Raw genomic sequence first — 26,038 nt, 5'->3', positions numbered from 1 at the left:
TATAACTGTCAATAAACTAATTTTCGTTTGACAAACAGTTTAGAGATTTATATAGTTTATTTACTGACAATTAGACTTCTAATAATTTGAGGAGGTACGATTATGAAAACCCAAAAGGATACGGTTTATCTGGATTTGTTTCAGATTATTGGTCTTAAGTTAAAGAAAAGAGCGGACGAGAGCATAAAAGAGTTGGGATTAAATGCTCAACAAGGAAAAATGATTAGATATATCTACGAGAATCAAGAAAATAATTTAATTCAGAAGGATCTGGCCGATCGGTTTCATCTGCGCGGAGCCAGCATTACAAGCATACTTCAAGGTCTTGAGCAAAAAGGATTCATCGAGCGCAAAATCCCGGCCAATAATGAGCGGCAAAAAAATATTTATGTTTTACCAAAAGCCATTGAATTGATTGAAGCTTTTAGCGACTCTTTTCAAAAGGTGGAGGACGAAATTGTTCAAGCCCTGACTGAAGAGGAGAAGAAAATTTTAGAGGAAATGTTACTCAAAATTAATGAACGCTTATAATTTTAGATAAAATCATGTTCCAAAAATCACTTTCGCTAGTCTCTGTTTTATAGGAGAGGAATCGGTTATGATGGATATAGTAATAGGGATTTTAGTAGATTTTAGGAGAGCGGTGCGATATGAGAAGGGAAACGGGTTTTAACGAAATTATTCGAAAAGTACGTAAAGAGCTGTTTGGGAAAGGCCCGGAGCGCATACATACAACCTTTGTAGATAATATGGCCATCACAATGCTGTATGGAAATTTAACCCCATCCGAAAAGTTTCTGGCACAAGAAGAATCCGGTAAAGAGATGGTACATGCAGCTCGAACCAAAATGGTTCAAAAAATATATCCCACACACTTCAATAAAGAACTGGAAGATTACATGGGTTCCCGGCTGCTGCACCTCTTTTCAGATATTAAAGTGGAGGAAGATATAGCCATCTCCGTTTTTGTATTTGAAGATAATATTACCGCAAAATAAAAAGAACGCGGAACCGATATAGCATCCATATTGTTGGAGAGTTCGGCTACACCCTCGATTTAATTAACGATGTCCTAATTGAAATGGAATGAATAGAGAGTTTTTTCTGTTTACACGTTTTTTCTTCTTCGATATTGATATTGGGACCATTGGTAGAGAACAAAACATCCTATGCAAAAACCAAGGATAGCCACCAAGGCCGCCACCAGGACCATGGCCGAGAATACATAAGCGACAATACTCCACTGGAGCATAAATCCTACCCAAGCGACCAACAGAAAAAAGACGGCAAGAAGCTGATTAAACCTTTGCTGCTCTCGGTCCTCCTGCATATACGAGGAGGGGCTTTTCTTCAAGAAAAGCTTGGCTATCCGCATTACCGGATTGAAGTTAAAAAGGACGCCGAGCAACCCCGCGATAAGAGGAATAACTAGCACCCCATATCCCCCTGTGATCCAAGTGAAAACTACAGATAAAACAATTACCCATTGATTAGCCCTGACTAACGGACGCGGAATGGAAGATGGATTTTGGCTCATATATATCGTCCTTTTCATATCGGAATAAAGTAAAACTGAAATTATTATAGCCTAACATTTGGGGAATAGATACCAAGAAAAAATGAAAGACTCTGCAAGTCCATCTGCTAAGTTTTTTTGTCTTGCTTAATTCCTAGCGATGTATAAGTCAATTTGTTACAATTCTTATAGCGTCTATTGGGAAAGATATACATTGTTTTACTGCGTACGTAAATCACGGATCAGGAAAGGAACCTACATAGTTTATGAAAAAAAATGATTTTGGAAATAGGATGAAGGAATATGAAAATGCCTATAGATTAAGCCTACCACGCCGTTTACCCGTAATCATCAGAATTGATGGTGCGCATTTTCATACCTTTACACGGGGGATGACGAAGCCTTTTGATGAGAAACTAATTTTTGCATTATGGGAGACGTGTAAATATTTGGCCTATAACATTATGGGATGTAAATTGGTGTATCAACAGAGCGATGAAATCTCACTGCTTCTTACGAATGATGATAAATTAACGACGCAATCCTGGTTTGAAAATAATCTTCAAAAGATGGTGTCCATATCTGCCTCGCTGGCTACAGCCAAATTTAATGAGGAAATCCAAAAGGTTTACCCATGTCAGCCTTTAGCCACTTTTGATGCGAGAGCATGGGTTTTGCCCCAGGATGAGGTTACAAACTACTTTCTATGGAGACAACAAGATGCTACTAAAAATAGCATTTCTATGGTAGCTCAAGCCCATTTCAGGCATTCAGAACTAGAAGGATTGAACGGAAATCAGCTACAAGACAAGCTTTTTGTGGAAAAAGAGCTAAACTGGAACGATCTTCCGGTCTGGCAAAAGCGGGGAATTTGCATTACTAAGCAGCAGTACAACAAAGGCGAAGCCGTCAGAAGCAAGTGGGATGTTGATCATGAGACACCGATTTTTTCACAAAATAGAGATTATATTAACCAATATGTATACTTGGACAAGGGTGTGTAGATTTGGAGTGTGTCATTTTTATAGGAATTCAGGCTTCGGGCAAGTCGACATTTTATATAGAATATTTCTTCAAAACACATATGCGAATAAACCTTGATATGCTTAAAACACGGAATAGGGAAAATATTTATCTACAAGCCTCCATCGAAACCATGCAGCGCTTTGTTGTAGACAATACAAATGCCACTGTTATAGAACGGAAGAAATATATAGATGCTTGTAAAAATAAGGGATTTAAAATTATTGGCTACTATTTTGAGCCCGATTTTGCAGAATCTATTAAGCGTAATGGGCAGCGTACAGGCAAAGAGTATATTCCTGAGATCGGTATTAAAAGTGTAATGAGTAAACTAGAGGTCCCAAGCTACGAAGAAGGATTTGATGAACTCTATAGTGTGATTTCCATTGAAGGAACGTTTCAGATCAGAAGGCTGCCGGAAAACCATACAATATAGGGGGAGTACCATGAACATACCTGAGAGATTCATCAAACGTTTTCCAGCATACGAGGACGTATTTGCCAGCAATCTTGAACATCATCGCAAGCACTTTCTGCCGATTTGCTCGATTAATCTTCAGTTTTTATTCCCGGAGCAGGACGAGTGGCTGCATTTTGTTTCCGTAAAAGAAATATACGAAGGCTGTGTGGGTGAAAATACTCAGCAATTTCATACCTCATATACCAAGGAAGATATGCTGGGTTTCGATGTAATTGACGGCAAATACAAATTCGAAACAGACTGGAATTATTTTAGTCTTCATCAGAAAGAGCAATTGGAAGCTACCTATGAAGCGCTAAAGTCTACCGGGGATAAAGCGTACCTACGTATGAAGAGAGAAGTCATGGCGTTGGACGGACTGGAACAGGTGTACATGGCTAATGAACAAGACTACCAAGCTCGCAAAGCATTTTTCCTGGAAAACAATAAAATTTATCCATATTCCTCCTTTGGGGAGGCCAAAAAGACTGTGGAAGAGCTCACCCGTGATTTTGAGGAAAAGCAATCCAGTGGTTGGGGACTGAGTTTCCCAGAAGTTAACGGTATTTTGGAGGATATCGCTTTTCAGTCTGACAAGGCTCAAAGTTACATGAAGGAATATGACGAATCTCTGGAAGAGATGCTACAGTTCGAGCAAACCAATTTGCTTCATGTGCCTAAGCGTCCCAATGGTGAGACTTTTACCTATATCGGTTCCATTACCGGATATTATTTTCAAGCATGTGGGGCGGATACCGTCTATTTATTTTACGACCAAGAATTAAGTAAAGCGGTAATTTGCTTCGAATATTCATAAGTATATAAAAAAACTCCCATCAAGGGAGTTTTAATATTTATTTCTTATTCATCTCCACATCATGCTCTTTGGCAAGTGTGTTGACCTGTTCACCAAAATCTCTGAATAGCTTTCTACCTTCGCTGAGCTTAGTGTTACTTTCATTGATTAAGTTCAGATCCTGTTTATCCAATGCATCGAGCATCTTAATGAAGGCTTCCTTTTGAGTACTAGCGGCCTTGATGTAGGTTTCGTGGACGGCTCTTACCTCAGGAGTTTCCGTCTTTACAGCTTCTAACTTATCAACAAATTTGGTGTATTCCGGGATGATATCGTCTTTTAAAGCATTATATAGTGTAACATCATCTGTAAAGTTATCTCCAGTCACAGCTTCATACTTATCAGTAACTGCTTTTTCATCTTGTGCCAAAGGAAGCATTCCATCATTTACATACGTGATTAAATCTTTTTTTATCGGATCGGTAGAGCAGGCTGCCAAAATGGAGAAGCAACATAATACTAACATAAACACGCTAAGTTTTTTCATCTGTATTCCCCTTTTTTATGTATGTTATGGGTAATTCGATTTATTTAATAGTCTTAAAGAACTATCCATATTATTTGATTATATCGTATAAATAAGAGAATGGTAGGATTTTTATGGTAAAATAGTGTCAAAATTAAGTTGATTAACCTAAACCTATTCACATGGAATTACAAATAAGAATGTTTTAAGAAGTATATTCCATTTGAACCAATAATGTATTATGATAGAGCCATACAGCCTAGAAATCGCCCTGGTTTATCCGGGGATAGCGGGAATTCCTTAAACCATTTGAGAGGGGATTTCAGTATGAAGAGGTTCAAAAAGGCTATTGCAGTGATGTTAAGCATGATGCTCCTGTTTGCTTTCGGAATGACTGCGAATGCGAGTGAAAGTACGGAGGCTACATCGGATCAAGCGATTAAAGTGGAATCCGATATTCAGCTAACAACTGGAAATGAAGACGTGATTAAGCGTTTAACGCGAGCAGACAAGCCAGACAACGTTACGTCTTCGGTTTATGTCATGCAAGAAAATCTCAACTTCAAGACACCAGAGACAACATCATTGAAAAGGGAACCCATTTCTTCGCTGAAAGCAAACCCAATGGCTGCATCAGCCACAGTTTCCTCTGCTACGTATTCCGGTACGATTACGCAAGAGGGAGGCACACAATTTTTATATCCGATCTATTTGCAGCCTGGTGAATTGTTGCAGTCCCAGTTGGATGGTCCATTTTCAGCCCAGCTTGACTATGACTTATACTTATATGAGTTTGATATGACGACAGGTGACATTAATCCTAATGCCATTGACGCATCCACCTATGGTACTTATTTTAACAATTATGAACAGGGGGCTGCCTCACTTCCTGAGAACGTAGGAACCCGTAACGCTACCGGATATGAAAAGGCATATGCGATTGCTGTTCATGCCAAAAAGGGTTCCAGCATCAATGATCCTTTCTATCTAACGGTCGATACAAGCTCCAGCTACGATGCATATGAACCAGATGAGAGTGCTTTCCATGCCTATAACTTTACCTTTAGTACGGGCGGTTCATCGCTTAATTCACGCTCCATTCATTCAGGCATTGATAATGACTGGTACCAAGTTACGATCCCTGCCAGCCGCAATTATGATGCTTTGAACGTAAAGCTTGATAGTGTTTCGGACGGTTATGGCTACAAAGCGGAAGTCTACGGAGCTCTTACAGGAAACCAAATGGCGCTTTTGCCGCAAACGAACCATAATGTCAGCTTAAATACAGGAACCTACTATGTGCGAGTGTACACAACCAATCAGTATTCACCCAATCATTTATACACACTTACACTGAAGCCAGTGCTTCGGGCTGGCAAAATTGAAATTACCGGCTATGATTCTGTTAATGGTCCTAATGATTATCCGAACTACTCATATGGTCGTCATTATCGGGTTAATCAACGCAGCAACCTTACCGTGAAGGGGGTAGTTAAGACAACTGATGGTTATCCAGTGGCAAATGCGCCTGTTGATGTGACTTGGTTGAATCAGAACTGGACTGAAAGCAGCGGAAATCGTACTCGTACAGGCACAGCTTATACGGACCAGAATGGAGCCTTTAGTGTGACTCTTTCCCTGCCATCTTCCACTGGAAGTATAGCGGAATACCTGTCTGGAGCCATCAGTTTTACACACTACTATGATCTATCAGGGGTAGCCGTTCAGGTGTCAGGTACTTCGATTATAGACACAGATATTGTATATCACTTTGCCTATAGTATTTATGGCGGCTGATGGACGGGTTATTAAGCTAACACTTAAGGTAACTTGTTGCTTGAATATTTTATATCTGAAACAAAAGTAGTTCGTTTCAATATTTGTTCAATTTTAGGACAAAGCATATGTTCATTCCATATATGCTTTGTCCGATATATATAGAAACAGGGTCACATTACACTATACATACGCCTTAGATTGCCTGTTACAAACATGACAGGAGGAAATAGAATGAATTTTGGACCTCTTAGAGCACAACAAGCGATTCTTAATGCAAGTAGCTTACGGATCAATCCGACAAGCAAGCAAGCTCCACCACCCCAGCTTCATGAAGAACAGGTCTCCAGAGTGGTAGTTCAAGACTCCGTGGAGATTAGTGAAGCCGGTAGACAGTTGGCGGAAGGAGCTATTGTATCACAGGCTGCCAAGTATTTCGGTACAACACAGATCAATGATTCATTAAACCGGGTTTTGGAAGGTCAGCCAGAAGAAGTGTCTAATGCAGTGTACAGTATGATTGAATCTAATTTTATCGTCGACGGAACAGTAACGGATGAGAGTCAACGAGCTGTGCTGCTGGAGATGGGAGTTACTCAATCCAAGTATATTGCCGATCATTACATGGAAGGCGACAAGGCCAAAGAGTTTCTGGAAACCATGAACCAGATTGCTAGTATTGCTTTGACACGATCCACTGATCCAGAGACCGGAGATATTAGCTACACGACTCCAATAGATCGTCCGTCAGGTGCTCCTGAGGATTATGTCAAGCTGTCGGAAGTGATGAAGCAGGTTGATCCTCAAAAATATACTGCGTACATGAATGATATTAAAGGTGGAGGAAATGGGCTGAGCCAACTGTTAAATTTTGCGCAAAAGGTTCCTCAACATCCCGATTGGATTGAGAAATACAAGGAACGTACGGGACAGAACGCAGAGTTGCTCAATAACACACCGCTAAACAATCGGTTTGACAAAGCGGATACGACATCAGCTTCTGCTTTTATGAACAGTATGCAAAATCTTCTTAAGGAATCTTCCGCTACTCAGGATTCTTACATGCAGAATATGCGAGGATTTTTTCGGAACTTGGGCGTTCAGATTCATTAATATCTTCAAATAATTTGTCAGTTCTGTTTACATCCTGCTTGGAACGAAGTATAATAGCTTCAAAACATACTCGTGATATAGAGGAAGCACCTCAAACCTAGGCATTAACGCCTTCGTTTGAGGTGCTTTTTCTATTTACCCGAAGCGAGTTTGTAAAACTCTTTGAAAATAAAATAAAGTAAGGAGAAGTGTATGTATCGAAAAAATAAGCGAAAGGTAAGGAAGTGGGTATATGGATTTTTGGCTGTATTCCTACTATTAACGATGATTCCCATATTTCCGGAAAGGGTATCAGCTGCTGCTCAGGAGATCATGGGGGGCCCTTTTTGCCAAAACAATTTGCCGGGTGGAGGCGATAGTTGGGGTTCTTGGTCAGGAAATGGGGTAGGAGCAACGGAAGTATATACTGGCATGGGTTCGGCCGGGTATAAATGTGATGGTATTACGCAGCCGACAAATCGTTTTATTGATATTGGAAGATCCATTAAGACTTCGGATTACAGGATTTTTGTTTACATTGAAGGGTCTTATCATACTGATATATATGCATCTAATAACGCAGCAGGCGACAGTTGGAGGCCTAATGGAACAAACTTATATACATGGACTAATGTAACGAAATTCTATGCGGATAGATATTATCAGGGAAAATGGTTAGATATCACCGACTCTATTACATTAAGGGATGTTCGATATTTCAGAGCGATGGGAACTAACCAACAGACAAGCAATGAAGTATCCAAGTTTGGAATCCGTGTTATTCCCAAATCGGACTTAATGCCTAAACCACCGCAGATTCATGCAGGCACAGAGGGACAAGCGATCACAGGATGGACCAAAGAACCCGTAACCGTGTGGATAAATGGAGACGTGGCTCCTGAAGGACTAAAATACTATGAATATAGCCTGAATGGAGGAGCATTTCAGCAATACACCGGGCCTTTCACTGTCTATGACCATGGTGTAAATACGATCTATGCCCGAACGGTGGACGTAAATAACCAGTATAGTGGTCTTTCTTCCGGGAATGTCCGAATAGACAAGATGCCACCCACTCCACCCATCCTAAACGCAACGGGAAACAGTAATGACTATACCATTTCATTACAACCGGGAACAGACGATTATTCTGGACTAGCCCATACTCAATTTCGTTTGACGGGCGTTGTGAATCAAGATTGGCAGGACTACGATGGAGTGTTTCATGTGAATAAAGATGGTAAAAGCACGGTTTATGCACGCTCCATTGACAGCGTAGGTAATGTGAGCCAAGAAGTAAGCAAAGAAATCACGATTGATAAAAAGGGACCAACTGCTCCTGCCATTCGGGCTAGCGAGAAAGGGCCAACGATCCGTCATGTAAATATAGCTATTGATTCAGGAAGTGACTCTACAAATGGAATTAAGATGACACAGTATCGCTTGGGTCCATTAGGGGAGTGGCGGACATACAATGGCACTTTTACATTAAACGCAGAAGGGACTTACGAATTAGCAGCACGGACGATCAATAATCTCGACGTGTCTAGTCCAATCGTGACTCAATCGGTTATGATTGATCGAACCAAGCCAACGCCTCCAAAAGTTACGTTTTCCGAGGTGACGACACCTACTCGATATACCAATAAGCCAGTGGAGTTTGCTCTATCGGGTGCGACGGATACTACAGCAGTACATTATGAATATCAATTGGGTTCTGGCACCTATGTGCCTGGTTCGTTGGGAATATTAAAGGATTCGGGTATCATAAAAGTGACTGCCCAAGCTGTAGATGCAGCTGGGAATCGAAGTGATCCAGTATCCGTAATGTCTTATATTGATTTGGAACCACCGACGATCCAACTGACGCCGGATTCGCGTGAATGGAAAGATACCCCTATTCATGTGAGGATACGATATGCCGATCAGCATTCGGGGATTGAGTCGTCGACAATGCAGTATAAAATCACGAACAGCCCTGATTCACCTGAAAACTGGGATACTGCAGCCGATACAACACTCCAGATGGATCTTTCAAATGAAGGTGAATGGTATGTTCATGCCAAGGTCAAAGACAGGGTGGGTAATATTTATGAAACAGTTAGCAGTGCTCTGTGCATTCAAAAGCAGCCCCAACCGGTTGTGCTCTCTGCGACATCCGTACGAAATACGGAAGCTGATTTGCAGTGGACTCTCCCGTCGGGCCTTGATGATGGTTACGTTTATACAGTCCGAAATCTAACAACTAATGAGGTTTGGGATGTTACGCATCCAACAAATTCTTTTACAGTTAGGGGGCTACAAGGAGGACGGCAATACGAATATGAAGTGCGTTCCAGTAACCATGTAGGAGGCAATGCATATTCCAATCGAGTCCATGTATTAACGTTACCTGATGCTCCTGATCATATCCAGTTACAACCTGTCTCTCGTCATTCTACAGAAATCATGGCTGATTTTACGCCAGTTTTCTCAGCTAACAAATATAACATTACAGCAGCAGACGTAAGTACGGGAGAAATCATATTTAAGGATACGGTTACACAGGATGTGTATAATCCAATTACGGGAATGAAGCCTGGTAAATATTACGATGTTTCTGTATCAGCTATTAATGACACTGGAGAGGGTACAGAAAAGCATGTATCTTTTCTAAGTCTACCAGACAGCCCGAACGGATTCCGGAATGTAACTGTAAGAGAAGATGGAATCGACTTGAAGTGGAATTCTGTAATCACTGCCACCTACTACGCCCTAGAACGTGACAAAGTATCGGTTTATAACGATGTGTATACAGAATTCACCGATAGTGATCTTCAGGCGGGAACAGAGTATGGTTATAACGTTTCCGCTGCAAATGCAACAGGATTCGGAGACTATGCTCATCTGGGAGTCATCACTTTACCTGATCGAGTAACTACAATATCGAGTGTGACGAAGGATGTGTATGCTATCGGTGTTGCGTGGCAGGATGTGCAGGGGGCTGAAGGATACATCTTGAATGTTAACGATGAACCGAAGGTGCGGGTTGCGCGTGGTATCCATTCTTATACTTTTGAGGGCTTGCCTGCGGGTAGATCTGCCAATATTAAAATACGAGCCTACAATCGAAGTGGTACAGGTAAAGATACATCTATCAACGCATTAACACTACCTGATTCGGCTGTGCAACTTGCAGCTGAAGATGTTCGTGAGCACGATGCCACATTGATATGGGCCCCGGTTGATGGGGCAACTCAATATAAGGTAACGATCGACGGTCAAGATTATTATAGTACGGAACCACATGTAGTTGTATCTGGTTTAACAGGTGGGAAAAACTATGATTTTCAAGTGAGCAGTGGGAACAGTAGTGGTTTCAGCCAGCCAGCGTTGGGTAAGCTGCTGACACTTCCTCCTCAAGCACAAAATGTTAATGTTACAGAACTTGAGGATGGCCAGATTTTGCTGAGCTGGGATGAAATCAAGAGCGCTTTTCAATACACTGTAATCCGCAGAGATACGGGGGAAGTTTTTGACACCAGAGATGCCCATATTAAGCTTTCAAATATCCAGCCTGGTGTAATTTACTCGTTTGGTATACAGGCCATGAATACAACGGGGAGAGGTAATCTAGCTCCCTTTACGCATCGTACGTTGCCAGGTCAAATACCGGATAGTAGATTGGTTATGAAAAGCGTAACGGATACCGATTTGCTTGTTACGTGGAAAGAAGCTCCGGGTGCAGATGCTTACAATGTCTACCAAAACGGGGGGCTTATCGGTCATACGACCTCCCATGAATTTAAAGTAGATGGATTAGATAGTTCTACATTGTATCGTATTACCGTCAAGCCATTGAACACAAGTGGTGAAGGTAAGCAGACAGAAGATCAGGTCGAGACGCTGCCGTCTCCAGCGTTTGCGTTTTTGAAGACGGAAACAACGAATAGTGAGTTTATCATCCATTGGGAGTCAGAACATAAAAATGATATTTTCGTTCTCGCTAGTGAAGGAGGAACAGAGCTATATCGTGGTAAGGATCGAAGCTATATCTGGAGACAACTTAAAGAGAAGCGATTGTATAAAGTTCAACTATGGGCAGAAAATAGTCAAGGAAAACGCACAGAGGCAAAACAAGCGAATGGAAAAACAACGGGTAATACTGCGGACGCAGGTGGTGGAGCAGGAGGGGCGGAGAGTGTAAAACCGATTCAGCCTGTTGTAAAGGAATCGTTAGAAACAGAGTATATTCAACATTCAACCGTTGAGAAGAAGCCAAATCATTTTAGCGACATTGAACGGGTATTTAATAAAGAAAAAATAAATGTGCTTGCCGATTTGGGTGTAGTAAAGGGAACAACTCACATGCTATTTGAGCCGAACAGACCTGTGACGCGTATGGAGTTTACTTCGATGCTTGTCCGTTCCTTGAAATTACCACTTGAAACGGATGTGACTTTAGGCTTCGAGGATATCAGTCCATCGGCGTGGTACGTTGATCTGCTCAAAACGGCGATTAAAGATCAGGTCGCTCGCGGGTTTAGTAGTAGAGAATTTGGCCCAGATCGGGTCATTAACCGTGAGCAAGCGGCTAAAATGGTGAATAACATTATTAAGGCTACACCACAGCAAGAAAGCAGTGCATACTCAGATTCCTCTCAAATTGTAGAGTGGGCCAGAAAGGATGTACTTGGCCTAACCGAGATTAATTTAGTACAAGGATATCCAGATGGTAGCTTCCGTGCCAAGCAGGAGGTCACACGTGCGGAAGCGGCAGAGATGATTTATAACATGCTTCAAATGAAATAGAATAAATCAAGGGGCGGCATTGGCCAGCCCCTTTTTTGTGTGTACTAACTTATTCTGCAATAGCGGGGTTTATATTGGATGCTCTGTAGGCAGGAACGCCATTAATGAGTGCGGTTTTAAGCTGAATATATCGTATACCATAATAGGAGGTTGTACTACTCAAGCCGGATGAAAGTACAGTTATTTTATAATATGAAAAAGGAATCTCATTACTAAATTGATAAGTTGTTTTTGCAGTGGTTGGCAAAGTTTCGACTTCACCTAACCTAAACCAATTTTCTCCGTCATTAGAGCCGTGAAAAGAAAATGAAAGTATAAAAGCTCGAGAAGATGGCTGAGCTAAAAGAATATCATTGATCGTCTTACCTGTATCTAATTTGAAGATGATTTCTCCACCTTTACCGCTTAAACTGCTCTCCCAATAGAGATTATTATCGACTAAAACATTTTTCGGAAAAGTATTTTTAGAATCCCCGTTGGTTGAAACATTTTCCTCTCCTATAACAACAGGATCTACGGAAAAAGTATAGTTATCTGGATTTTGACTGAATTTTGCCATGTTGAAATTCCTCCTTAAGTTTAATTTTGAATGTGGTGAAAAGGTTGATTTATATCATTTATATGGAACTCTCTATGAATATATTCCTTGATGATGGAATGCATACTAGTGTTTAAGCGGTCCAACATCATAATAGCAAGCTCATTTGCGGGCGGGGAGTTGCATGTTTAGAATATAAATAACTAATTGAGGTGCGAGAATGGGAATGGATAGAATATGAAAATATACACTTATTATTTGGGAGACGGCATATTCCCTTTGGATTGGGAAGTTTGTTTTAGTACTGTTGAGGAATATAAAAGAAAATTATTTGAGAAGTACACGGCTTCCCAAGAATATAATGATTTTGTAATAGGTGGATTTAATGTGCTTACCGACAAAATAGATGTGATTCTGAATTGAGGCGATGAAAGTAATGGTGCTGAGTTTCCTATTGTTTTAAAACGAGATGAAGATGGAGATACAATGGTCTATTCCCCACTCCCATTGTCATATTTAGAAAGAAGTTAATACTCTGCTGAAAGAAAAGGAGGAAACCAAGTGATGAATAATGTAAAGCTATCCCGGGTTTCCCTCTGGCTATATGGAGTGCGTTGATTTGTGTCGAAGAGATCTCTACGTTTCGAATTTAGTATCGGAGGTTGCTCCAGAAAGGTATCTGGCAAATTGTTACGGAGCAGTTTTCGGAGTACAGGCACGGATGGGCACCTGCCTACATACAATAAACAGACCGCAAGCCCGGTAAGTAACAAAGGCCGGTAAGTTCGCAACTACCTCAGGAGGTGTCATCCGTGCCCGGACTATTTAGCGCTATCGCTCTGTTCATCAAGGAATTGACGCTGCTCGTTTCCTACGTGAAAAACAACGCCTTTCCGCAGCCATTGACTGAGAAAGAGGAAGCTCGACACCTAAAGCTGTTTGCCGAAGGCAACGCACACTCCCGTAACACACTCATTGAACATAACCTACGGCTGGTGGCCCATATTGTGAAAAAATTCGATAACACCGGCGAAGATTTGGAGGATCTTATATCCATCGGTACCATCGGACTGATCAAGGCCATTGAAAGCTTTCAGACTGGGAAAGGCACCAAGCTGGCAACATTTGCAGCCCGTTGTATAGAAAATGAAATTCTTATGCATTTACGATCCCTAAAAAAAACACGCAAAGACGTATCTCTCCACGATCCTATAGGGACTGATAAGGAAGGCAACGAGATTACTTTGATTGATATCCTCGGCACCGAGGCGGATGATATTGTAGATAAAGTACAGCTCAAAATTGAGAAAAGTAAAATCTATCGCAACCTGGATATTTTAGATGAGCGTGAAAAAGAAGTGGTGATCGGCCGCTTCGGCCTGGAAGCCGGAGGAGAAGAACGAACACAGCGGGAAATTGCACGAGAACTGGGAATTTCGCGCTCGTACGTGTCACGAATCGAAAAGCGCGCGCTGATGAAGTTGTACCATGAGTTTTACAAGCAGAAGGGGTAATGGATAAGGAGATATATGAAGCCGCTTGAGGCCCTTAACAGGGCCTTTTTAGGTCTTTTTATAATTCAATTACTTGCTTCTTTTCAGAGGCGTGTTTAAATTGCATTCCCCTCTGCCCATCCAATATTCTTATCTAAGGCTATCTTATAAAAACAACTGCTCCTTTTCGCTTAAATAATAACTATTTTGCTATGTATTTTCATTTAAAGCGCAAATAAAAGCCTGTAGTGGTTTTCTACACTACAGGCTAAAAATGCTTGATATTATTGGGTATTTTTACTTCGTCAGGACAAGCTCCTGCGCTAGTTGGCTCTCTTGGACTGAATTTATTTTCCTACATACTCATCCAAAAAGCGATCTACTCTTTTGAAATATTCAGTGGGGTAATGGTTGATGGCATCGATGTGCTCCGTATTTTGCGGGTACCATACTTCTGCTTTTGGGTTATCTTTTAAGGAATCGTAAATAATTTCTGTATTTTTATAACTAATTTGCTGATCTCCAGTACCATGAATGAGCATAACTGGCTTGTCTTGCATCTTTTTTACCGCATCCATAGGAGATATGGAATCAAGATCAACCTTAAAGGCCCAATTTGCCATCCATGTCGATGTATAACTGAATGGAAATGCAGGTAAACCTGAAAAGAAGGGCAAACCCTCTCTCAGAAATAGACCAGCATTACGAAAAGGACTATCTGCAATTACGGCTTTGATGTCATCACTTTCACTTGCGGCTAGCAAAGAAGTAGCAGCACCCATTGAAAAGCCGATAACTCCAATCTTATCACCCGTATGGTCTCTGGATTTTAAATAGCTTACAGCTCCTAGCAAATCGTATTTTTCATTGAAGCCCAGTGTAATCAAATCACCATCGGATTTACCTTGTGAGCTGAGGTCAAATGCCAATACATTGTAGCCTTTCGGAACGAAATGCTCTACTAACTTTTGGGTCCGCCCTTTGACTAAACGATTGCTCGTATATCCATGGACGACAATAATTGTCTTATTACTTGCTTTACCAGAAAGACCACTTGCAGGAAAGAAGGAACCTCTAATCGTATTATCATTTTTCAAACTCTTGAACTCGACCTCTTCGTAGGGAGTTTTATCGATATTCAATCCGTAGCTGACATTAGTGTCTCTAGGATGGTGCAACAAGGTGTCTACTACTTTATAAGATATAAAAAATACAAGAGCCATTACAAGCAAAAGCACGATCCCTAGGCTCCATAAAATTTTCTTTCGTTTTTTCACACGAACGTTAATTGTCAGATCGGGTTGTAATGATGCCTGATTCATTCAGATTCCTCCAGTTTTTCTTTAGGTTGTATGGGAGCGAACAAATAAAAGGCATGCCCCTTCAGATTTTCCCACTCGGGATGATGAATAATACTTTCTCCAAGAGTTAAGCCCACTCCATTTAGGAAAGAGATATAGGCACGAGAGATCATTGCTGGAGAAAAGCTTTTGTTGAATTCTCCCATTAACTGTCCCTTGGCATAGACGCATTCGATTGCATCTGTCATTACCTTTATACTTTCAAGGACCTTCTGTGTAAGTTCAGGGAATCTTATTCGTTGTCCTAAGACAGATTGAACAAGCCGCAATTCATTTATATAGAAGTAGATACGGTTGAATTGTTCTGCCACCATGTTCTTAATCAATACGCCCGGCGTCCCCTCCTGTTGTAGACAAGCAAGCGATTTCGCCTGAATATCAGCAAGCGGCTCAAGGACAGCGGCGTAGTATAAAGCTTCTTTGCTGGGGAAATATTGAAAAATGGTTCCAGGAGTCACTCCCACACTCTGCGCAATGATAGCCGTTGTGGTATTAGAATATCCACTTTCTGCGAACAGGACAACAGCTTCTTCTAGGATACGTTTACGCCGCTCCAGTCTTTTTTCTTCATTGATGGGTCTTGCCAAATGTATTCCCCTCTCTTTAAACTAAACTTTAATTAAATGAATGATTATTTAATTAATAATATATCTTAAATTACGACTTATAGCAAGAGTGAATTTATTTTACTTACAAACAGAAAGGATAAATGACAAAGAAGATACGTAGAACTCCGCAGTATTTGAAGGCCCTAATCAGGGTCTTTTTTCATTACTTGTATTTCGAACAGAGTTCAAAAGGGTATGGGTAGAGTGCAGGATCATGATTACGATTATGTCATCAGCTGGAAGAATATCCTTACGGAACGCGGACGTAGTGGCGAGTCAAAATTTTCGTACGATGACTCTACTAGAAAATTTGTTTATACTTTAACTACTTAATAGTGAATGCAATGGATATGAGGTGGAACTAATGATTCTGGTAAGTTCGTGTTTGGCTGGCATGAAGGTACGATATAACGGGACCGATAGTCTGGATGTACATATTCAGAAGTTGGTAGAGGAAAAGAAAGCTGTGACGATCTGTCCTGAGCTTTTGGGGGGCTTTGTGACTCCGAGAGAGCCTGCTGAGATTGTTGGAGGGACAGGCGAGGATGTGCTGAACGGCACAGCCAAGGTGGTCGAGTTCTCAGGCAACGATGTTAGCGATATGTACATTAGAGGTGCGTATGAAGCCTTGAATATAGCCAGAGAGGTTAACGCAACACTTGTTGTTTTAAAAGAAAACAGCCCGTCCTGCGGATCAGCAGCAATATATAATGGGTCATTCGAAAATCGTAAAATAGCAGGTAACGGGGTAACCTCGGCTTTGTTAAAAAAGGAAGGCTTTAAGGTCATATCGGAAGAACAAATATCAGATATTTTCTTGGATTAGAATATGTAAGGGTAGATCAAGCGCCTTGCTAGCTTACAGGCTTATACCTGCGAGCGCAAGACGCTTGTTTGTGCTATGTGCCGCTATACGATTAGACATCACATTATTTAAGCTTTAATGCAAGAATTCCTAGGTATTCCTTGAGGGCTGTTCCGGTTGTAGACATGGCCCCAGCAGACGGCGAGAGCTTGCCAGCATACAGTGACAGCTTTTCACTTGCCAGATAGTCGGTAGGATAAGCTATGGCTTGCATGCCTGCACGCTGAAATTCCAGTGCAGCACGTGGCATATGGAAAGCGGAGGTCACCAGAACAGGTCTAGTGAGTTGATGTTTTTCTAAAATTTGGGATGTATATACGGCATTTTGCTGTGTGTTCAAAGAACGGTTTTCGATCAGGATATCCTTTGCTGGAATACCGAGTCCTAGCAGCTGCCTTTGCGCAATATTCGCTTCATTTCCACTGTCTCCAAACACTTGCCCGCCGGAGAAAAGAATGGGTAAGCCTGTTGCTTCGTGCAATCTGGCCGCAGTGAGCAGTCGATTGGCTGCAGATCCTAGCAGATTGCCTTGTCCATTGATGTCGGGGGTTCCCTGTGTGGCTCCGCCCCCAAGCACGACAATGACATCGCCTTGAACGGTACGGGGTTGTGGGTACTGTTTTTCCAGGCTACTGATTAACAAATCTCCAGCCAGATTGGTCGAGGAAGCGTACAGCAGCAATGTGACAAGAAGCAGTACGACCGCAGGTATACGTGCCCTTTTCCATATCCAGATCACGAGCCCTGCCATCACGAGAATGAACAAACCGGGAGGGAGCACAAAGCTGTACAAAAATTTGATGATATAAATCAAGTGCAGACAACCTCCTATCCTTATAAGCTTTATAAGTCTTTTTGGTATATTGTAACATAGGCAAATGACTGGATTCCTCTGTCCGAAGACATACCTCGATGAACAAGCGGGCATGAAAGGTGGAGCTTTCCAATACATATTTTTTGTTTGATAAAGTTGTTCTGCAGGCGTAGTATATAAAGTCTAGTGATTTTTTTCATAGAGGAGCGATAGCGTCATGGGAGAGTTAACGACAGCCAAGCGGATGATGATGATCGCGCTACTGGTTGTATTGTGGGGCATTTCTTGGCCCATTTATAAAGTGGCATTGGAATTCACACCTCCATTGTTGTTTGCAGGGCTACGTACACTGCTGGGCGGTCTGCTATTAGGAGCAATTTTAGTACCGAGATGGAATCGCATTCGTTGGAAAGAAAATTGGCGGGTGTATGCTATTTCAGGTATTTTTAACGTGGTACTGTTTTATGGCCTGCAAACAGTGGGACTGATGTACGTCCCCTCCGGCTTGTTTTCTGTGCTGGTATATCTCCAGCCTGTGCTGGTCGGTATTTTTGCATGGATGTGGCTGGGAGAAGCGATGTCCAGACTCAAGGTGATTGGATTGATCATCGGATTTTTGGGCGTTGCAGCTGTCAGTGTGGGCGGATTTTCAGGGCATGTGGCTGTGGCAGGTGTAATCATCGCCATTATTACAGCCGTGAGCTGGGCATTGGGAACGGTATATGTGAAAAAGGTAAACCAGCGTGTGGATTCGCTGTGGCTGGTTGCATTTCAATGTACACTGGGAGGCATCGTGCTGACGGGAGCTGGAACGGTGACGGAAAACTGGTCGGATATCGTATGGAATGTCCCGTATGTGTCAGGGCTGATATTCGGCACGGTGCTGGGAATTTCACTATCCTGGCTGCTGTATTTCACGCTGGTCAATTCGGGGGATGCCAGTAAGGTCGCTTCCTATACATTTTTGGTGCCTGTGATTTCAGTATTTGTCAGCTCGTTGGTGCTGGGCGAAGCGATTACGGCTTTCCTGCTTATCGGGTTGATCTTAATCGGGCTTAGCATTTATTTGGTTAATCGCAGAGCGAGAGTAGTACGACAAGCTTGAGCGTAGTAGTTGAAACAAAGAAATTGAAAGATAGAACTCGAAACATAGAATTTGAAACAAAGTAACAACAAGGGACTCTTGCACAATAGCAGGGTCCCTTTTTATATGCCGACAGGTGATACAGTTAAGTGGATTATGACCTACCGAATTCGAGAGTTTAAGGGGTTTCCTCCCTGGGGAGTTGGTTAAAATTATGATATGGATGACAGCATACAACCAAGCTAAGAAGGGAGATGCGGACGATGGCACGAAAATTATTGATTACAGGTGCGGCAGGTACAATTGGGAAAGTATTGTATGAAGGGCTACAAGCGGAAGGTAAATATGAAATAACCGCCGCTGATGTGAAGAGGGATGAAGAGGCAGGGATTGTGGAAATGGATATACATGATGCTGCACGACTGGATGAGCTTACACGCGGAGTGGATACAGTACTTCATTTTGCATGGATCAAGGATGAAGGGGATTTCCTCGGCAAAGTGCTGTCTGGCAATGTTAGTGGAGCCTACAAGTTGTATGAAGCTGCGGTGAAAAATGGGGTAAAACGCATTGTTTTTGCCAGTTCCAATCATGCCACAGGGTTTTATAAAGTAGGCGAAAGCATAGATGTAGAAGATCCCTACCGACCAGACAGTTTTTATGGATTGAGTAAGTGCTACATTGAACTGTTGGGACGACTGTATGCCGATCAGGGCAAAATATCTTCAATTAATATCCGTATCGGAAATTTTCCTGGGGATGATCGGCCCCATTCGGAGCGCGCCGCTCATATTTGGATCTCCGAGCGCGATATGATCCGTCTGACCGTCTGCTGTATAGAAGCTCGTCCAGAGATAAGCTATCTTAATTTGTACGGTACGTCAGCCAATACGGATAATTATTATGACATTAGCTACTTGGAAGAACTAATCGGATATAAGCCGCAGGATAATGCCGCTGAGCTGCTGGAGCAGGCAAAGAAAATCGGATTTCGGGTAAAACAGGATGAAACCACATTCCAGGGTGGGCAAAAGGAGTAGAGTAGATCGTTCAAATATGCTTTGTGAATGGGCTCAAGGCGTCGATCAGACGCCTCATATTACACAAAACTTCACAAATATCCGAATTGTTCACTCCTCCGGACACTCCTTTGTTCATGAAGTATGAGAGGCTTCACTTTTCATTTTGAATGCGCTTACATAAAATATAGTTATACGGCGGCGGTGCTACAAACCTTGCTGTCGGTAACGTACACAGAGGGGGAGTGACTCACATTGAATCAGCCTATGCCCAAAAATTCTGCAATGCTTGCAACGGATTCCCGCCTGAACGGTAAGAGGCTGGGAACGGGTAGGAAACACGGTTTTTTCTATGAACTGTTCCGCAATCGGGTATTATTTCTGATGTTGTTGCCCACTTTAATTTTTTTCTTCATTAATTCCTACATTCCTATGGTGGGTATTTATTATGCATTTACCCAGTTCGACTTCAATACCAGCCTGTTTGATGCCAAGTTTGTCGGACTCCAAAATTTTCGCTTTCTATGGCAATCCGGCACGCTGACAAAACTGACATTGAATACGGTCGGATACAACGCAGCGTTTATTTTACTCGGTAACGTGCTAGCGATTGTTCTCGCTATTTTACTGAATGAGCTGCGAGGCCGCTACTTTAAAAAGATCGCTCAATCCGTGATGTTCCTGCCTTATTTTGTTTCTTTCGTTATTCTAAGTGTCATCGTGTATAACATATTTAATTATGATAATGGTTTCCTGAATACGCTGCTGCTGCAATTTGGTGGTGAACGCGTGGATGTATACAACAAACCATGGGTATGGATTTTCCTGATTATCCTGTTCTATTTATGGAAAAATCTCGGCTACAGTATGGTGATCTATCTGGCAGCAATTACAGGGATCAGTGACGAATATTATGAGGCAGCTAAAATGGATGGAGCCAACATTTTTCAACGAATCTGGTACATTACCGTTCCGATGCTTAAATCGACATTCGTTGTGCTGCTGTTGTTTGCGCTTGGTAGTATTATGAAAGGACAATTTGATCTTTTCTATCAATTAATCGGCAACAATGGGGTGCTGTACAATACGACGGATATTTTGGACACTTATGTGTACCGTTCCTTGAAAGTGACTTTTGATGTGGGGATGGCTTCGGCAGCAGGCGTGTACCAATCCTTGTTCGGCTTTGTACTGATCATGACCGTGAACTACATCATCCGCAAGTTGAACGACGAATATGCCTTATTCTAGAAAGGAGGACCCAAACGGATGGCGATCAAAGAGGATGTATACACTCGAATTTTTAAAATCATCTCTTATGTGATTATCATTATTGCTTCTATTGCTTGTTTACTCCCGTTCCTACTTATTATTTCGGCTTCACTGACCAGTAATGAATCGATTATCAGGGATGGATATCACTTTATACCACAGCAATTCTCACTGGAAGGTTACCGGACGGTGTTCACCTTTCCTGAAGAGGTGTTAAGGGCGTACGGGGTGACAATTTTTACCACGGTTGTAGGCACGACGTTGGGCCTGTTCCTGATGACGATGGCAGGATATGTGCTGGCACGCAAAGATTTTAAATACCGCAATGCGTTTTCATTCTATATTTACTTTACGACGCTGTTCGGAGGTGGGTTGGTACCTTGGTACATTATGCTGACGAAGTATTTAGGATTGCTTGATACGTATACAGTGCTTATTTTCCCGGGATTGATGACTCCGTTTCTGATCATTTTGATGAAAAACTTCATTCGTTCTTCCATGCCGGAAGAACTGTTCGAGTCCGCTAAAATTGACGGTGCGGGTGATTTTAAAATTTACTATCGAATTGTGCTGCCTTTATCTACACCGGGGATTGCCACTGTGGGGCTGTTTCTGGCCTTGGCTTACTGGAATGACTGGTTCTCCTCCTCACTCTTTATTAACGATCCGCATAAATACCAGTTGCAATATTATCTGTATAATGTAATTAACTCCATGCAATTTATCGCTCAAATGGGTGCAGGTACTGGCGTAACCCTTTCCAACGATATGCCGACAGAGTCGACCAAAATGGCAATGGCGATCGTAGTTACTGGACCTATTTTGCTGCTGTACCCGTTCGTACAGCGCTATTTTGTTAAGGGATTGACCATTGGTGCGGTAAAAGGCTAAAGTGGCACTCAAGGACTGTGATGGCATGACGTGCTGACGTTGTGCCATCTAAATAGCACTCTTTGTAAGCGTTTTATTTAATCAGACTACCATTTCAAAGGGAGGATTCACATGACATTCACAAAGAAAAGAAAACAACGCATGTCCATCCTGATTGCAGTAATGGTCATCACGGCGCTATTAGCCGGATGTGGAGAAGGTAGTGGAAACAGCGCTCAAAAAGCAAATGGAGAGGATGATAAATCCCAGAAAGTACAGCTGCAATTTTATATGCTGGGGGATGCTCCTAAGGACTTGCCTACCATTGAGACAGAGATCAATAAGTTGGCGGAAAAAGATCTGAATGCCACCGTCAAATTTAACTATACGACGTGGACAGACTGGGATCAAAAATATAAGCTGTTATTGTCTTCGGGTCAGCCTATCGACCTGATCTTCACTGCAGATTGGACGCAGTATCAGGCCTATGCCAAAAAGGGCGCATTCCTGCCGCTAGACGATCTGCTGCCTAAGGCTGCACCTGCCTTGCAAAAATTTGTGCCTCAGGACATGTGGGATGGAGTTAAAATCGGAGGCAAAATTTATACCGTGCCTGGCACGTATAAAGAGTATGTCACTAACGGCTTTGTATGGCGTGAGGATTTACGAGAGAAGTACAATTTGCCTAAACCGACAGATATCAAAAGTTACGAGGCTTATATGGATGGGATACGTCAGCATGAGCCAAATATGAAAACCGTATCTCTGAACAGCGATATCAAGGGAAATCTGCATGACCGATATACCGAATTAGTAACGAAGAGTGTAGGTGCCTTGCCTTATGGTATTGGTATTAAATATGAAAAACCAACAGAGGTTTATAAATATTGGGGCTCGGATGAACAAAAGGAAGAGCTGAACACTTACAAACGCTGGGCCGATAAAGGATTCATTCCCAAAAACGTATTAAACGTAAAAGATACGCTTCAGGATCAAGTGACTTCTGGTAAAGCAGCGAGTATTTTCGGTGACAATCCAACCCGGTTTAATGATATGGTCATTAAGCTCAAAGCATCTCACCCGGACTGGAAGCTCGAGTACTACCCATTCCCTTTGACGACAGGTTATGCAACTCCAGTGCATCCGATTCATAACGGCTTTGCGATTCCAAAAAGCAGCCCGAATCCAGCGCGCGCATTGGCCTTTTATGAAAAGCTGGTGACGGACAAACGCTATAACCTGCTCACGCAATATGGTATTGAAGGCAAAAACTACGAAGTCAAAGATGGTTACTACCAAATGATAGGTAGCGGCAGTACTAATGGATTTTCACGCGAAGGTATGAATAGTTGGGCTTGGCGTAACCCGGAATACATGCTGTTTGATTCTGGCTTTGACCGTGTGAAGAAAATTTTTGCCGAGCTGGATAAAATCCAGAAGCCTGACCTGTTTACAGGCTTTGCAGAGGACTACACGACATATCAAGCAGAAAAAGCAGCTCTAGAACAGGTTGAGAAGCAATATCTGTATCCGCTCCAAGCTGGACTGATCGACAATGTAGATCAAGGCTTGCAGACCTTCTTGCAAAAGGCAAACCAAGCTGGTTTGGAGAAAATTCAAACCGAATATACAAAACAATGGGAAGCCTATGTAAAGGAGAAGGGGATTAAATAAAACATAAAGAATTGTGATAAAGAAAAAAGCAAGTCTCCAGAAAGTTGGAGGCTTGCTTTTTTAATGTCAGTCTATTTTTTGGGAGCAATGTTCCGTTCTCGGAGCAGGCGTGTAGAGCAGTTTACTTATTGCGCATTTGCTTTAGAACGGCGAAAATCTGTCGGTGTTACACCCAAGCTACGTTTGAACATACGATGGAAATAAGAGCTACTCGCAAATCCGGTTTGTTCTGCTACGTCAGCTACGGACCAGTCGGTCTGTTCCAGCAGCTCACAGGCCTTGCGAATACGAAGTTGTTGGATGACGTCCACGATAGTTGACATGGTCTGTTGCTTATATAGCCTACTGACATAGATCGGCGACATATCCAGTTCTTCCGCAATCTGATTGAGACAAAAATTGGGGTCCGTATAGGCTTGCTCCATTCGTTCATTAATTTGCCGTATCAGTCGTTCCTGCTTCGTGTTTCGTTTTTCCGATAGACTGGAGCGAATATGATCAAAGACCAATTGATAATGATCAATAAGATTCTCAGCGGTCTCTAACCGATCAGCGGATGGTAATTCAGATTTAGATTCTATAGCAAATCCATTGAGCTCACTGATATGCCGAACAGCATTATTTACACTCATGATGAGCCGGGATATCGCCACTTGAACAGAGGAAAAAGGATATTTTTCCATATGCATCAATAATTCTTTGAACATACTGTGTGCATCCTCCGTATGACCAGACAGTAGCATATCTAGCATTTTTTTCTCTTTATCGGCTGGATATACGTAAGTATTTTGGATATCCTCCTCTGTAGTGTTTTGCGCATTAATAATGCATCTGTGCCCCTGAAAAAATCGGTGCATAGATGCGTCTTGTACTTGGCGGTACAGCAGATGCAGCCGTTCTGGTTGACTCGTGATGGCACTGTAAGTTAATGAAACACTCAGCTTCAAATATTCAAAGCAAGCTTCACGTATTTGGCGTAATAAGGTTTCTAGCAGTACAGTGTCTGTATGCTCTGCGGGATCGAGAATGTTAAGCATCAGCAGTACACTGTCCTCATCCATATCAACGGTCTCCACCTGGTACGTCTGTCCGCATATTTCAGAAGCAATGTTCATGATTGCAAACTTATAGGGTAGCAGATCAGGTCCACGTTCGCTTTGCCATCGGGTATATTCATCTATGCGCAGCAGCACAAGGCGGTAGTCTTTGTCAAACTGGAACGTAATCCCAAGCTCGCGCAATCGTTCCGGTTCTTCACCGGTAGGAAGATTTCGGATTCCCCGGATCACATTTTTTAAAATGTTTTGCCGGATCGTGTACATACTGTTTCGTTTCTCTGATTCCAGTGAATTCATATGCACAACAATTTGGCCAATAGGCGTATACAGCATTTTGGACAGCAGCCACGAAGCCACGAATCCTGCCAATGCAATGATAGCGGCTATCAGTAACATCGCATTACGAATAACACTTGCCATTTTGATAACGCTTTCATACGGTGTGACACTAATATACTGCCAACCTAGTCCATCCGGGGAGGTGTAGGAAATGAGTGATCTTTTACCATGAAAGTCTTCTACAAAATAGCCTGTTTCTTGTTTTTTGACTCTCGTGTGCAGCCATAGCTGTTCTTTTTCGTTCAAAGTTTCGTCTGTCAATGTTGTACCAGACAACAGTCTGCCCTGATCGTCTAAAATATAAGCGGTCCCGCCTGAGATTGGATTCGCCGCCATTTCCTTGTTCATCCAGGCCGCCGACACATTCACAATCACAGCCGAATTTATCGCTTCGTTCGAGTTAATTGCGTCATAACATAAATACGTATAGGCTGCGATATCTGGGCTTGCTTGCTCTACTTCAGCTCTGGAGTCTGAGGCAGACAGCAGTGGATACGTGCGTGGAATAGGCGTAAAGGGTTTATAGTCCTGATAATGATCCAGCACGCGAATGATATCTGTATCAGCCAGTTCATGTTTGCTGAATAGCCCGTTTTGACCTTGTGAGGAAGCAATGTAGAAGGTGCCGCTTTTAGGGTTAAACACGTAGATGGATTCGATATACGGCATAGAGTTAAGATAATTGTTCAATTCGGTCATGGCAGCGGTTACATCATATACATTAGGTTTTGGATAATACAACAACTTGGACAGGGTACTGCTGCGATACATTTGGAATGCCAACGACTGAGCAATAGATGTCATGTTAATAACTTCTTTGCTTCTCAACGTCAAGCTGTTGTGATTGGCCTCGAATGCCTGCTCCTTTTCCACGCGAATATAGTAAAAATAATACACAGTGGTGGATACCAGCAACGTTAGCGTAATACATAACGTAATGCTGACCAGCAATTTGCTGTGAAGCTTGTGATGCTTTTTGAAATTGCTCATATGAACAGGCCTCCTGTCTGTGTGCACGTAGCTGTAAAGTACATCCTATTTATGTATTCATTATACGTGTGAT

General features: G+C 42.2%; 22 protein-coding genes. 15 read left to right on the top strand and 7 right to left on the bottom strand.

All coding sequences use genetic code 11. The annotated features are described in order from the left end of the window. Positions 1 to 102 precede the first annotated feature (102 nt). Positions 103 to 531, top strand: coding sequence for a MarR family transcriptional regulator (locus MHI21_RS17570; protein WP_165178509.1), 429 nt, complete (start codon positions 103 to 105; stop codon positions 529 to 531). Positions 532 to 650: 119 nt separating this feature from the next. Then, positions 651 to 998, top strand: coding sequence for a DUF2294 domain-containing protein (locus MHI21_RS17565; protein WP_134903409.1), 348 nt, complete (start codon positions 651 to 653; stop codon positions 996 to 998). A 110-nt stretch (positions 999 to 1,108) separates the two neighbouring features. On the opposite strand, the gene MHI21_RS17560 is transcribed toward MHI21_RS17565, so the two are convergent. Further along, positions 1,109 to 1,537, bottom strand: coding sequence for a DUF4395 domain-containing protein (locus MHI21_RS17560; RefSeq protein ID WP_342418604.1), 429 nt, complete (start codon positions 1,535 to 1,537; stop codon positions 1,109 to 1,111). 245 nt (positions 1,538 to 1,782) lie between these two features. Here MHI21_RS17560 and MHI21_RS17555 point away from each other — a divergent pair, with 245 nt between their 5' ends. Genes MHI21_RS17555 through MHI21_RS17545 form a run of 3 tightly spaced genes read left to right on the top strand, consistent with a single transcriptional unit; the run spans position 1,783 to position 3,816 of the window. Beyond that, the gene (locus MHI21_RS17555) at positions 1,783 to 2,520 is read left to right on the top strand and encodes a tRNA(His) guanylyltransferase Thg1 family protein (protein ID WP_342418603.1); all 738 of its coding nucleotides are present in this window, start codon (positions 1,783 to 1,785) and stop codon (positions 2,518 to 2,520) included. Between the two features lie 2 nt (positions 2,521 to 2,522). Continuing rightward, the gene (locus tag MHI21_RS17550; protein WP_328800410.1) at positions 2,523 to 2,975 is read left to right on the top strand and encodes an ATP-binding protein; all 453 of its coding nucleotides are present in this window, start codon (positions 2,523 to 2,525) and stop codon (positions 2,973 to 2,975) included. A gap of 10 nt (positions 2,976 to 2,985) precedes the next feature. Next, positions 2,986 to 3,816 (top strand): siderophore biosynthesis protein, encoded by an 831-nt coding sequence (locus MHI21_RS17545; RefSeq protein ID WP_342418602.1) that lies wholly within the window; start codon positions 2,986 to 2,988, stop codon positions 3,814 to 3,816. 37 nt (positions 3,817 to 3,853) lie between these two features. Here MHI21_RS17545 and MHI21_RS17540 read toward each other — a convergent pair whose 3' ends face one another. Next, positions 3,854 to 4,342 carry a hypothetical protein gene (locus MHI21_RS17540; RefSeq protein WP_322174667.1) on the bottom strand — a complete coding sequence of 163 codons (489 nt, stop codon included), beginning with the start codon at positions 4,340 to 4,342 and terminating at the stop codon, positions 3,854 to 3,856. 306 nt (positions 4,343 to 4,648) lie between these two features. Here MHI21_RS17540 and MHI21_RS17535 point away from each other — a divergent pair, with 306 nt between their 5' ends. The 3 genes from MHI21_RS17535 to MHI21_RS17525 all read left to right on the top strand — a co-directional run bounded on the left by MHI21_RS17535 (position 4,649) and on the right by MHI21_RS17525 (position 11,980). Beyond that, a complete protein-coding gene (locus tag MHI21_RS17535; RefSeq protein WP_023989556.1) occupies positions 4,649 to 6,118 on the top strand; it encodes a hypothetical protein in 1,470 nt (489 codons plus the stop codon). 213 nt (positions 6,119 to 6,331) lie between these two features. Beyond that, positions 6,332 to 7,210 (top strand): hypothetical protein, encoded by an 879-nt coding sequence (locus tag MHI21_RS17530; RefSeq protein WP_341163577.1) that lies wholly within the window; start codon positions 6,332 to 6,334, stop codon positions 7,208 to 7,210. Between the two features lie 192 nt (positions 7,211 to 7,402). Beyond that, positions 7,403 to 11,980: a fibronectin type III domain-containing protein gene (locus MHI21_RS17525; protein WP_342418601.1), complete on the top strand. Its 4,578-nt coding sequence runs from the start codon at positions 7,403 to 7,405 to the stop codon at positions 11,978 to 11,980. A gap of 49 nt (positions 11,981 to 12,029) precedes the next feature. Here MHI21_RS17525 and MHI21_RS17520 read toward each other — a convergent pair whose 3' ends face one another. Then, entirely contained in the window at positions 12,030 to 12,539 is a 510-nt protein-coding gene (locus tag MHI21_RS17520; RefSeq protein WP_342418600.1) for a discoidin domain-containing protein, read from the bottom strand. A gap of 791 nt (positions 12,540 to 13,330) precedes the next feature. Here MHI21_RS17520 and sigK point away from each other — a divergent pair. Next, entirely contained in the window at positions 13,331 to 14,032 is a 702-nt protein-coding gene (gene sigK / locus MHI21_RS17515; protein WP_013311218.1) for an RNA polymerase sporulation sigma factor SigK, read from the top strand. Positions 14,033 to 14,358: 326 nt separating this feature from the next. Here sigK and MHI21_RS17510 read toward each other — a convergent pair whose 3' ends face one another. Beyond that, a complete protein-coding gene (locus MHI21_RS17510) occupies positions 14,359 to 15,333 on the bottom strand; it encodes an alpha/beta hydrolase (RefSeq protein ID WP_342418599.1) in 975 nt (324 codons plus the stop codon). Beyond that, on the bottom strand, positions 15,330 to 15,959 hold the full coding sequence (locus MHI21_RS17505) for a TetR/AcrR family transcriptional regulator (RefSeq protein ID WP_342418598.1): 630 nt from the start codon (positions 15,957 to 15,959) through the stop codon (positions 15,330 to 15,332). Before MHI21_RS17505 ends, MHI21_RS17510 begins: the two co-directional genes overlap by 4 nt. 385 nt (positions 15,960 to 16,344) lie before the next feature. On the opposite strand from MHI21_RS17505, the gene MHI21_RS17500 reads away from it, so the two are divergent. Continuing rightward, positions 16,345 to 16,806, top strand: a complete 462-nt coding sequence (locus tag MHI21_RS17500) for a DUF523 domain-containing protein (RefSeq protein WP_061830393.1) — start codon at positions 16,345 to 16,347, stop codon at positions 16,804 to 16,806. A gap of 103 nt (positions 16,807 to 16,909) precedes the next feature. On the opposite strand, the gene MHI21_RS17495 is transcribed toward MHI21_RS17500, so the two are convergent. Beyond that, a complete protein-coding gene (locus MHI21_RS17495) occupies positions 16,910 to 17,659 on the bottom strand; it encodes a YdcF family protein (protein ID WP_342418597.1) in 750 nt (249 codons plus the stop codon). Between the two features lie 217 nt (positions 17,660 to 17,876). Here MHI21_RS17495 and MHI21_RS17490 point away from each other — a divergent pair, with 217 nt between their 5' ends. From MHI21_RS17490 to MHI21_RS17470, 5 genes are all read left to right on the top strand, one after another. Next, complete coding sequence (locus MHI21_RS17490) at positions 17,877 to 18,764, top strand: DMT family transporter (RefSeq protein WP_023989546.1); 888 nt, start codon at positions 17,877 to 17,879, stop codon at positions 18,762 to 18,764. A 242-nt stretch (positions 18,765 to 19,006) separates the two neighbouring features. Beyond that, positions 19,007 to 19,783: an NAD(P)-dependent oxidoreductase gene (locus MHI21_RS17485; RefSeq protein ID WP_342418596.1), complete on the top strand. Its 777-nt coding sequence runs from the start codon at positions 19,007 to 19,009 to the stop codon at positions 19,781 to 19,783. Between the two features lie 234 nt (positions 19,784 to 20,017). After that, on the top strand, positions 20,018 to 21,013 hold the full coding sequence (locus tag MHI21_RS17480; protein ID WP_061830390.1) for an ABC transporter permease subunit: 996 nt from the start codon (positions 20,018 to 20,020) through the stop codon (positions 21,011 to 21,013). 18 nt (positions 21,014 to 21,031) lie between these two features. Then, the gene (locus MHI21_RS17475) at positions 21,032 to 21,925 is read left to right on the top strand and encodes a carbohydrate ABC transporter permease (RefSeq protein ID WP_013311212.1); all 894 of its coding nucleotides are present in this window, start codon (positions 21,032 to 21,034) and stop codon (positions 21,923 to 21,925) included. A gap of 111 nt (positions 21,926 to 22,036) precedes the next feature. Further along, positions 22,037 to 23,578 carry an extracellular solute-binding protein gene (locus MHI21_RS17470; protein WP_342418595.1) on the top strand — a complete coding sequence of 514 codons (1,542 nt, stop codon included), beginning with the start codon at positions 22,037 to 22,039 and terminating at the stop codon, positions 23,576 to 23,578. Between the two features lie 125 nt (positions 23,579 to 23,703). Here MHI21_RS17470 and MHI21_RS17465 read toward each other — a convergent pair whose 3' ends face one another. Continuing rightward, positions 23,704 to 25,965, bottom strand: coding sequence for an AraC family transcriptional regulator (locus tag MHI21_RS17465; RefSeq protein WP_342418594.1), 2,262 nt, complete (start codon positions 25,963 to 25,965; stop codon positions 23,704 to 23,706). Positions 25,966 to 26,038 lie beyond the last annotated feature (73 nt).

Source organism: Paenibacillus sp. FSL H8-0168, assembly GCF_038592955.1.
In the GTDB taxonomy this organism is placed as follows: Bacteria; Bacillota; Bacilli; order Paenibacillales; family Paenibacillaceae; genus Paenibacillus; species Paenibacillus polymyxa_B.
The sequence above is the reverse complement of the archived record's forward strand: the minus strand, read 5'-3'. Positions and strand labels throughout refer to the sequence as shown.

Excerpts from the sequence above, each read along its gene's own strand:
- MHI21_RS17570 (WP_165178509.1), top strand. The coding sequence starts at position 103 with ATGAAAACCCAAAAGGATACGGTTTATCTGGATTTGTTTCAGATTATT.
- MHI21_RS17565 (WP_134903409.1), top strand. The coding sequence starts at position 651 with ATGAGAAGGGAAACGGGTTTTAACGAAATTATTCGAAAAGTACGTAAA.
- MHI21_RS17560 (WP_342418604.1), bottom strand. The coding sequence starts at position 1,537 with ATGAGCCAAAATCCATCTTCCATTCCGCGTCCGTTAGTCAGGGCTAAT.
- MHI21_RS17555 (WP_342418603.1), top strand. The coding sequence starts at position 1,783 with ATGAAAAAAAATGATTTTGGAAATAGGATGAAGGAATATGAAAATGCC.
- MHI21_RS17545 (WP_342418602.1), top strand. The coding sequence starts at position 2,986 with ATGAACATACCTGAGAGATTCATCAAACGTTTTCCAGCATACGAGGAC.
- MHI21_RS17540 (WP_322174667.1), bottom strand. The coding sequence starts at position 4,342 with ATGAAAAAACTTAGCGTGTTTATGTTAGTATTATGTTGCTTCTCCATT.
- MHI21_RS17535 (WP_023989556.1), top strand. The coding sequence starts at position 4,649 with ATGAAGAGGTTCAAAAAGGCTATTGCAGTGATGTTAAGCATGATGCTC.
- MHI21_RS17530 (WP_341163577.1), top strand. The coding sequence starts at position 6,332 with ATGAATTTTGGACCTCTTAGAGCACAACAAGCGATTCTTAATGCAAGT.
- MHI21_RS17525 (WP_342418601.1), top strand. The coding sequence starts at position 7,403 with ATGTATCGAAAAAATAAGCGAAAGGTAAGGAAGTGGGTATATGGATTT.
- MHI21_RS17520 (WP_342418600.1), bottom strand. The coding sequence starts at position 12,539 with ATGGCAAAATTCAGTCAAAATCCAGATAACTATACTTTTTCCGTAGAT.
- MHI21_RS17510 (WP_342418599.1), bottom strand. The coding sequence starts at position 15,333 with ATGAATCAGGCATCATTACAACCCGATCTGACAATTAACGTTCGTGTG.
- MHI21_RS17500 (WP_061830393.1), top strand. The coding sequence starts at position 16,345 with ATGATTCTGGTAAGTTCGTGTTTGGCTGGCATGAAGGTACGATATAAC.
- MHI21_RS17490 (WP_023989546.1), top strand. The coding sequence starts at position 17,877 with ATGGGAGAGTTAACGACAGCCAAGCGGATGATGATGATCGCGCTACTG.
- MHI21_RS17485 (WP_342418596.1), top strand. The coding sequence starts at position 19,007 with ATGGCACGAAAATTATTGATTACAGGTGCGGCAGGTACAATTGGGAAA.
- MHI21_RS17475 (WP_013311212.1), top strand. The coding sequence starts at position 21,032 with ATGGCGATCAAAGAGGATGTATACACTCGAATTTTTAAAATCATCTCT.
- MHI21_RS17470 (WP_342418595.1), top strand. The coding sequence starts at position 22,037 with ATGACATTCACAAAGAAAAGAAAACAACGCATGTCCATCCTGATTGCA.
- MHI21_RS17465 (WP_342418594.1), bottom strand. The coding sequence starts at position 25,965 with ATGAGCAATTTCAAAAAGCATCACAAGCTTCACAGCAAATTGCTGGTC.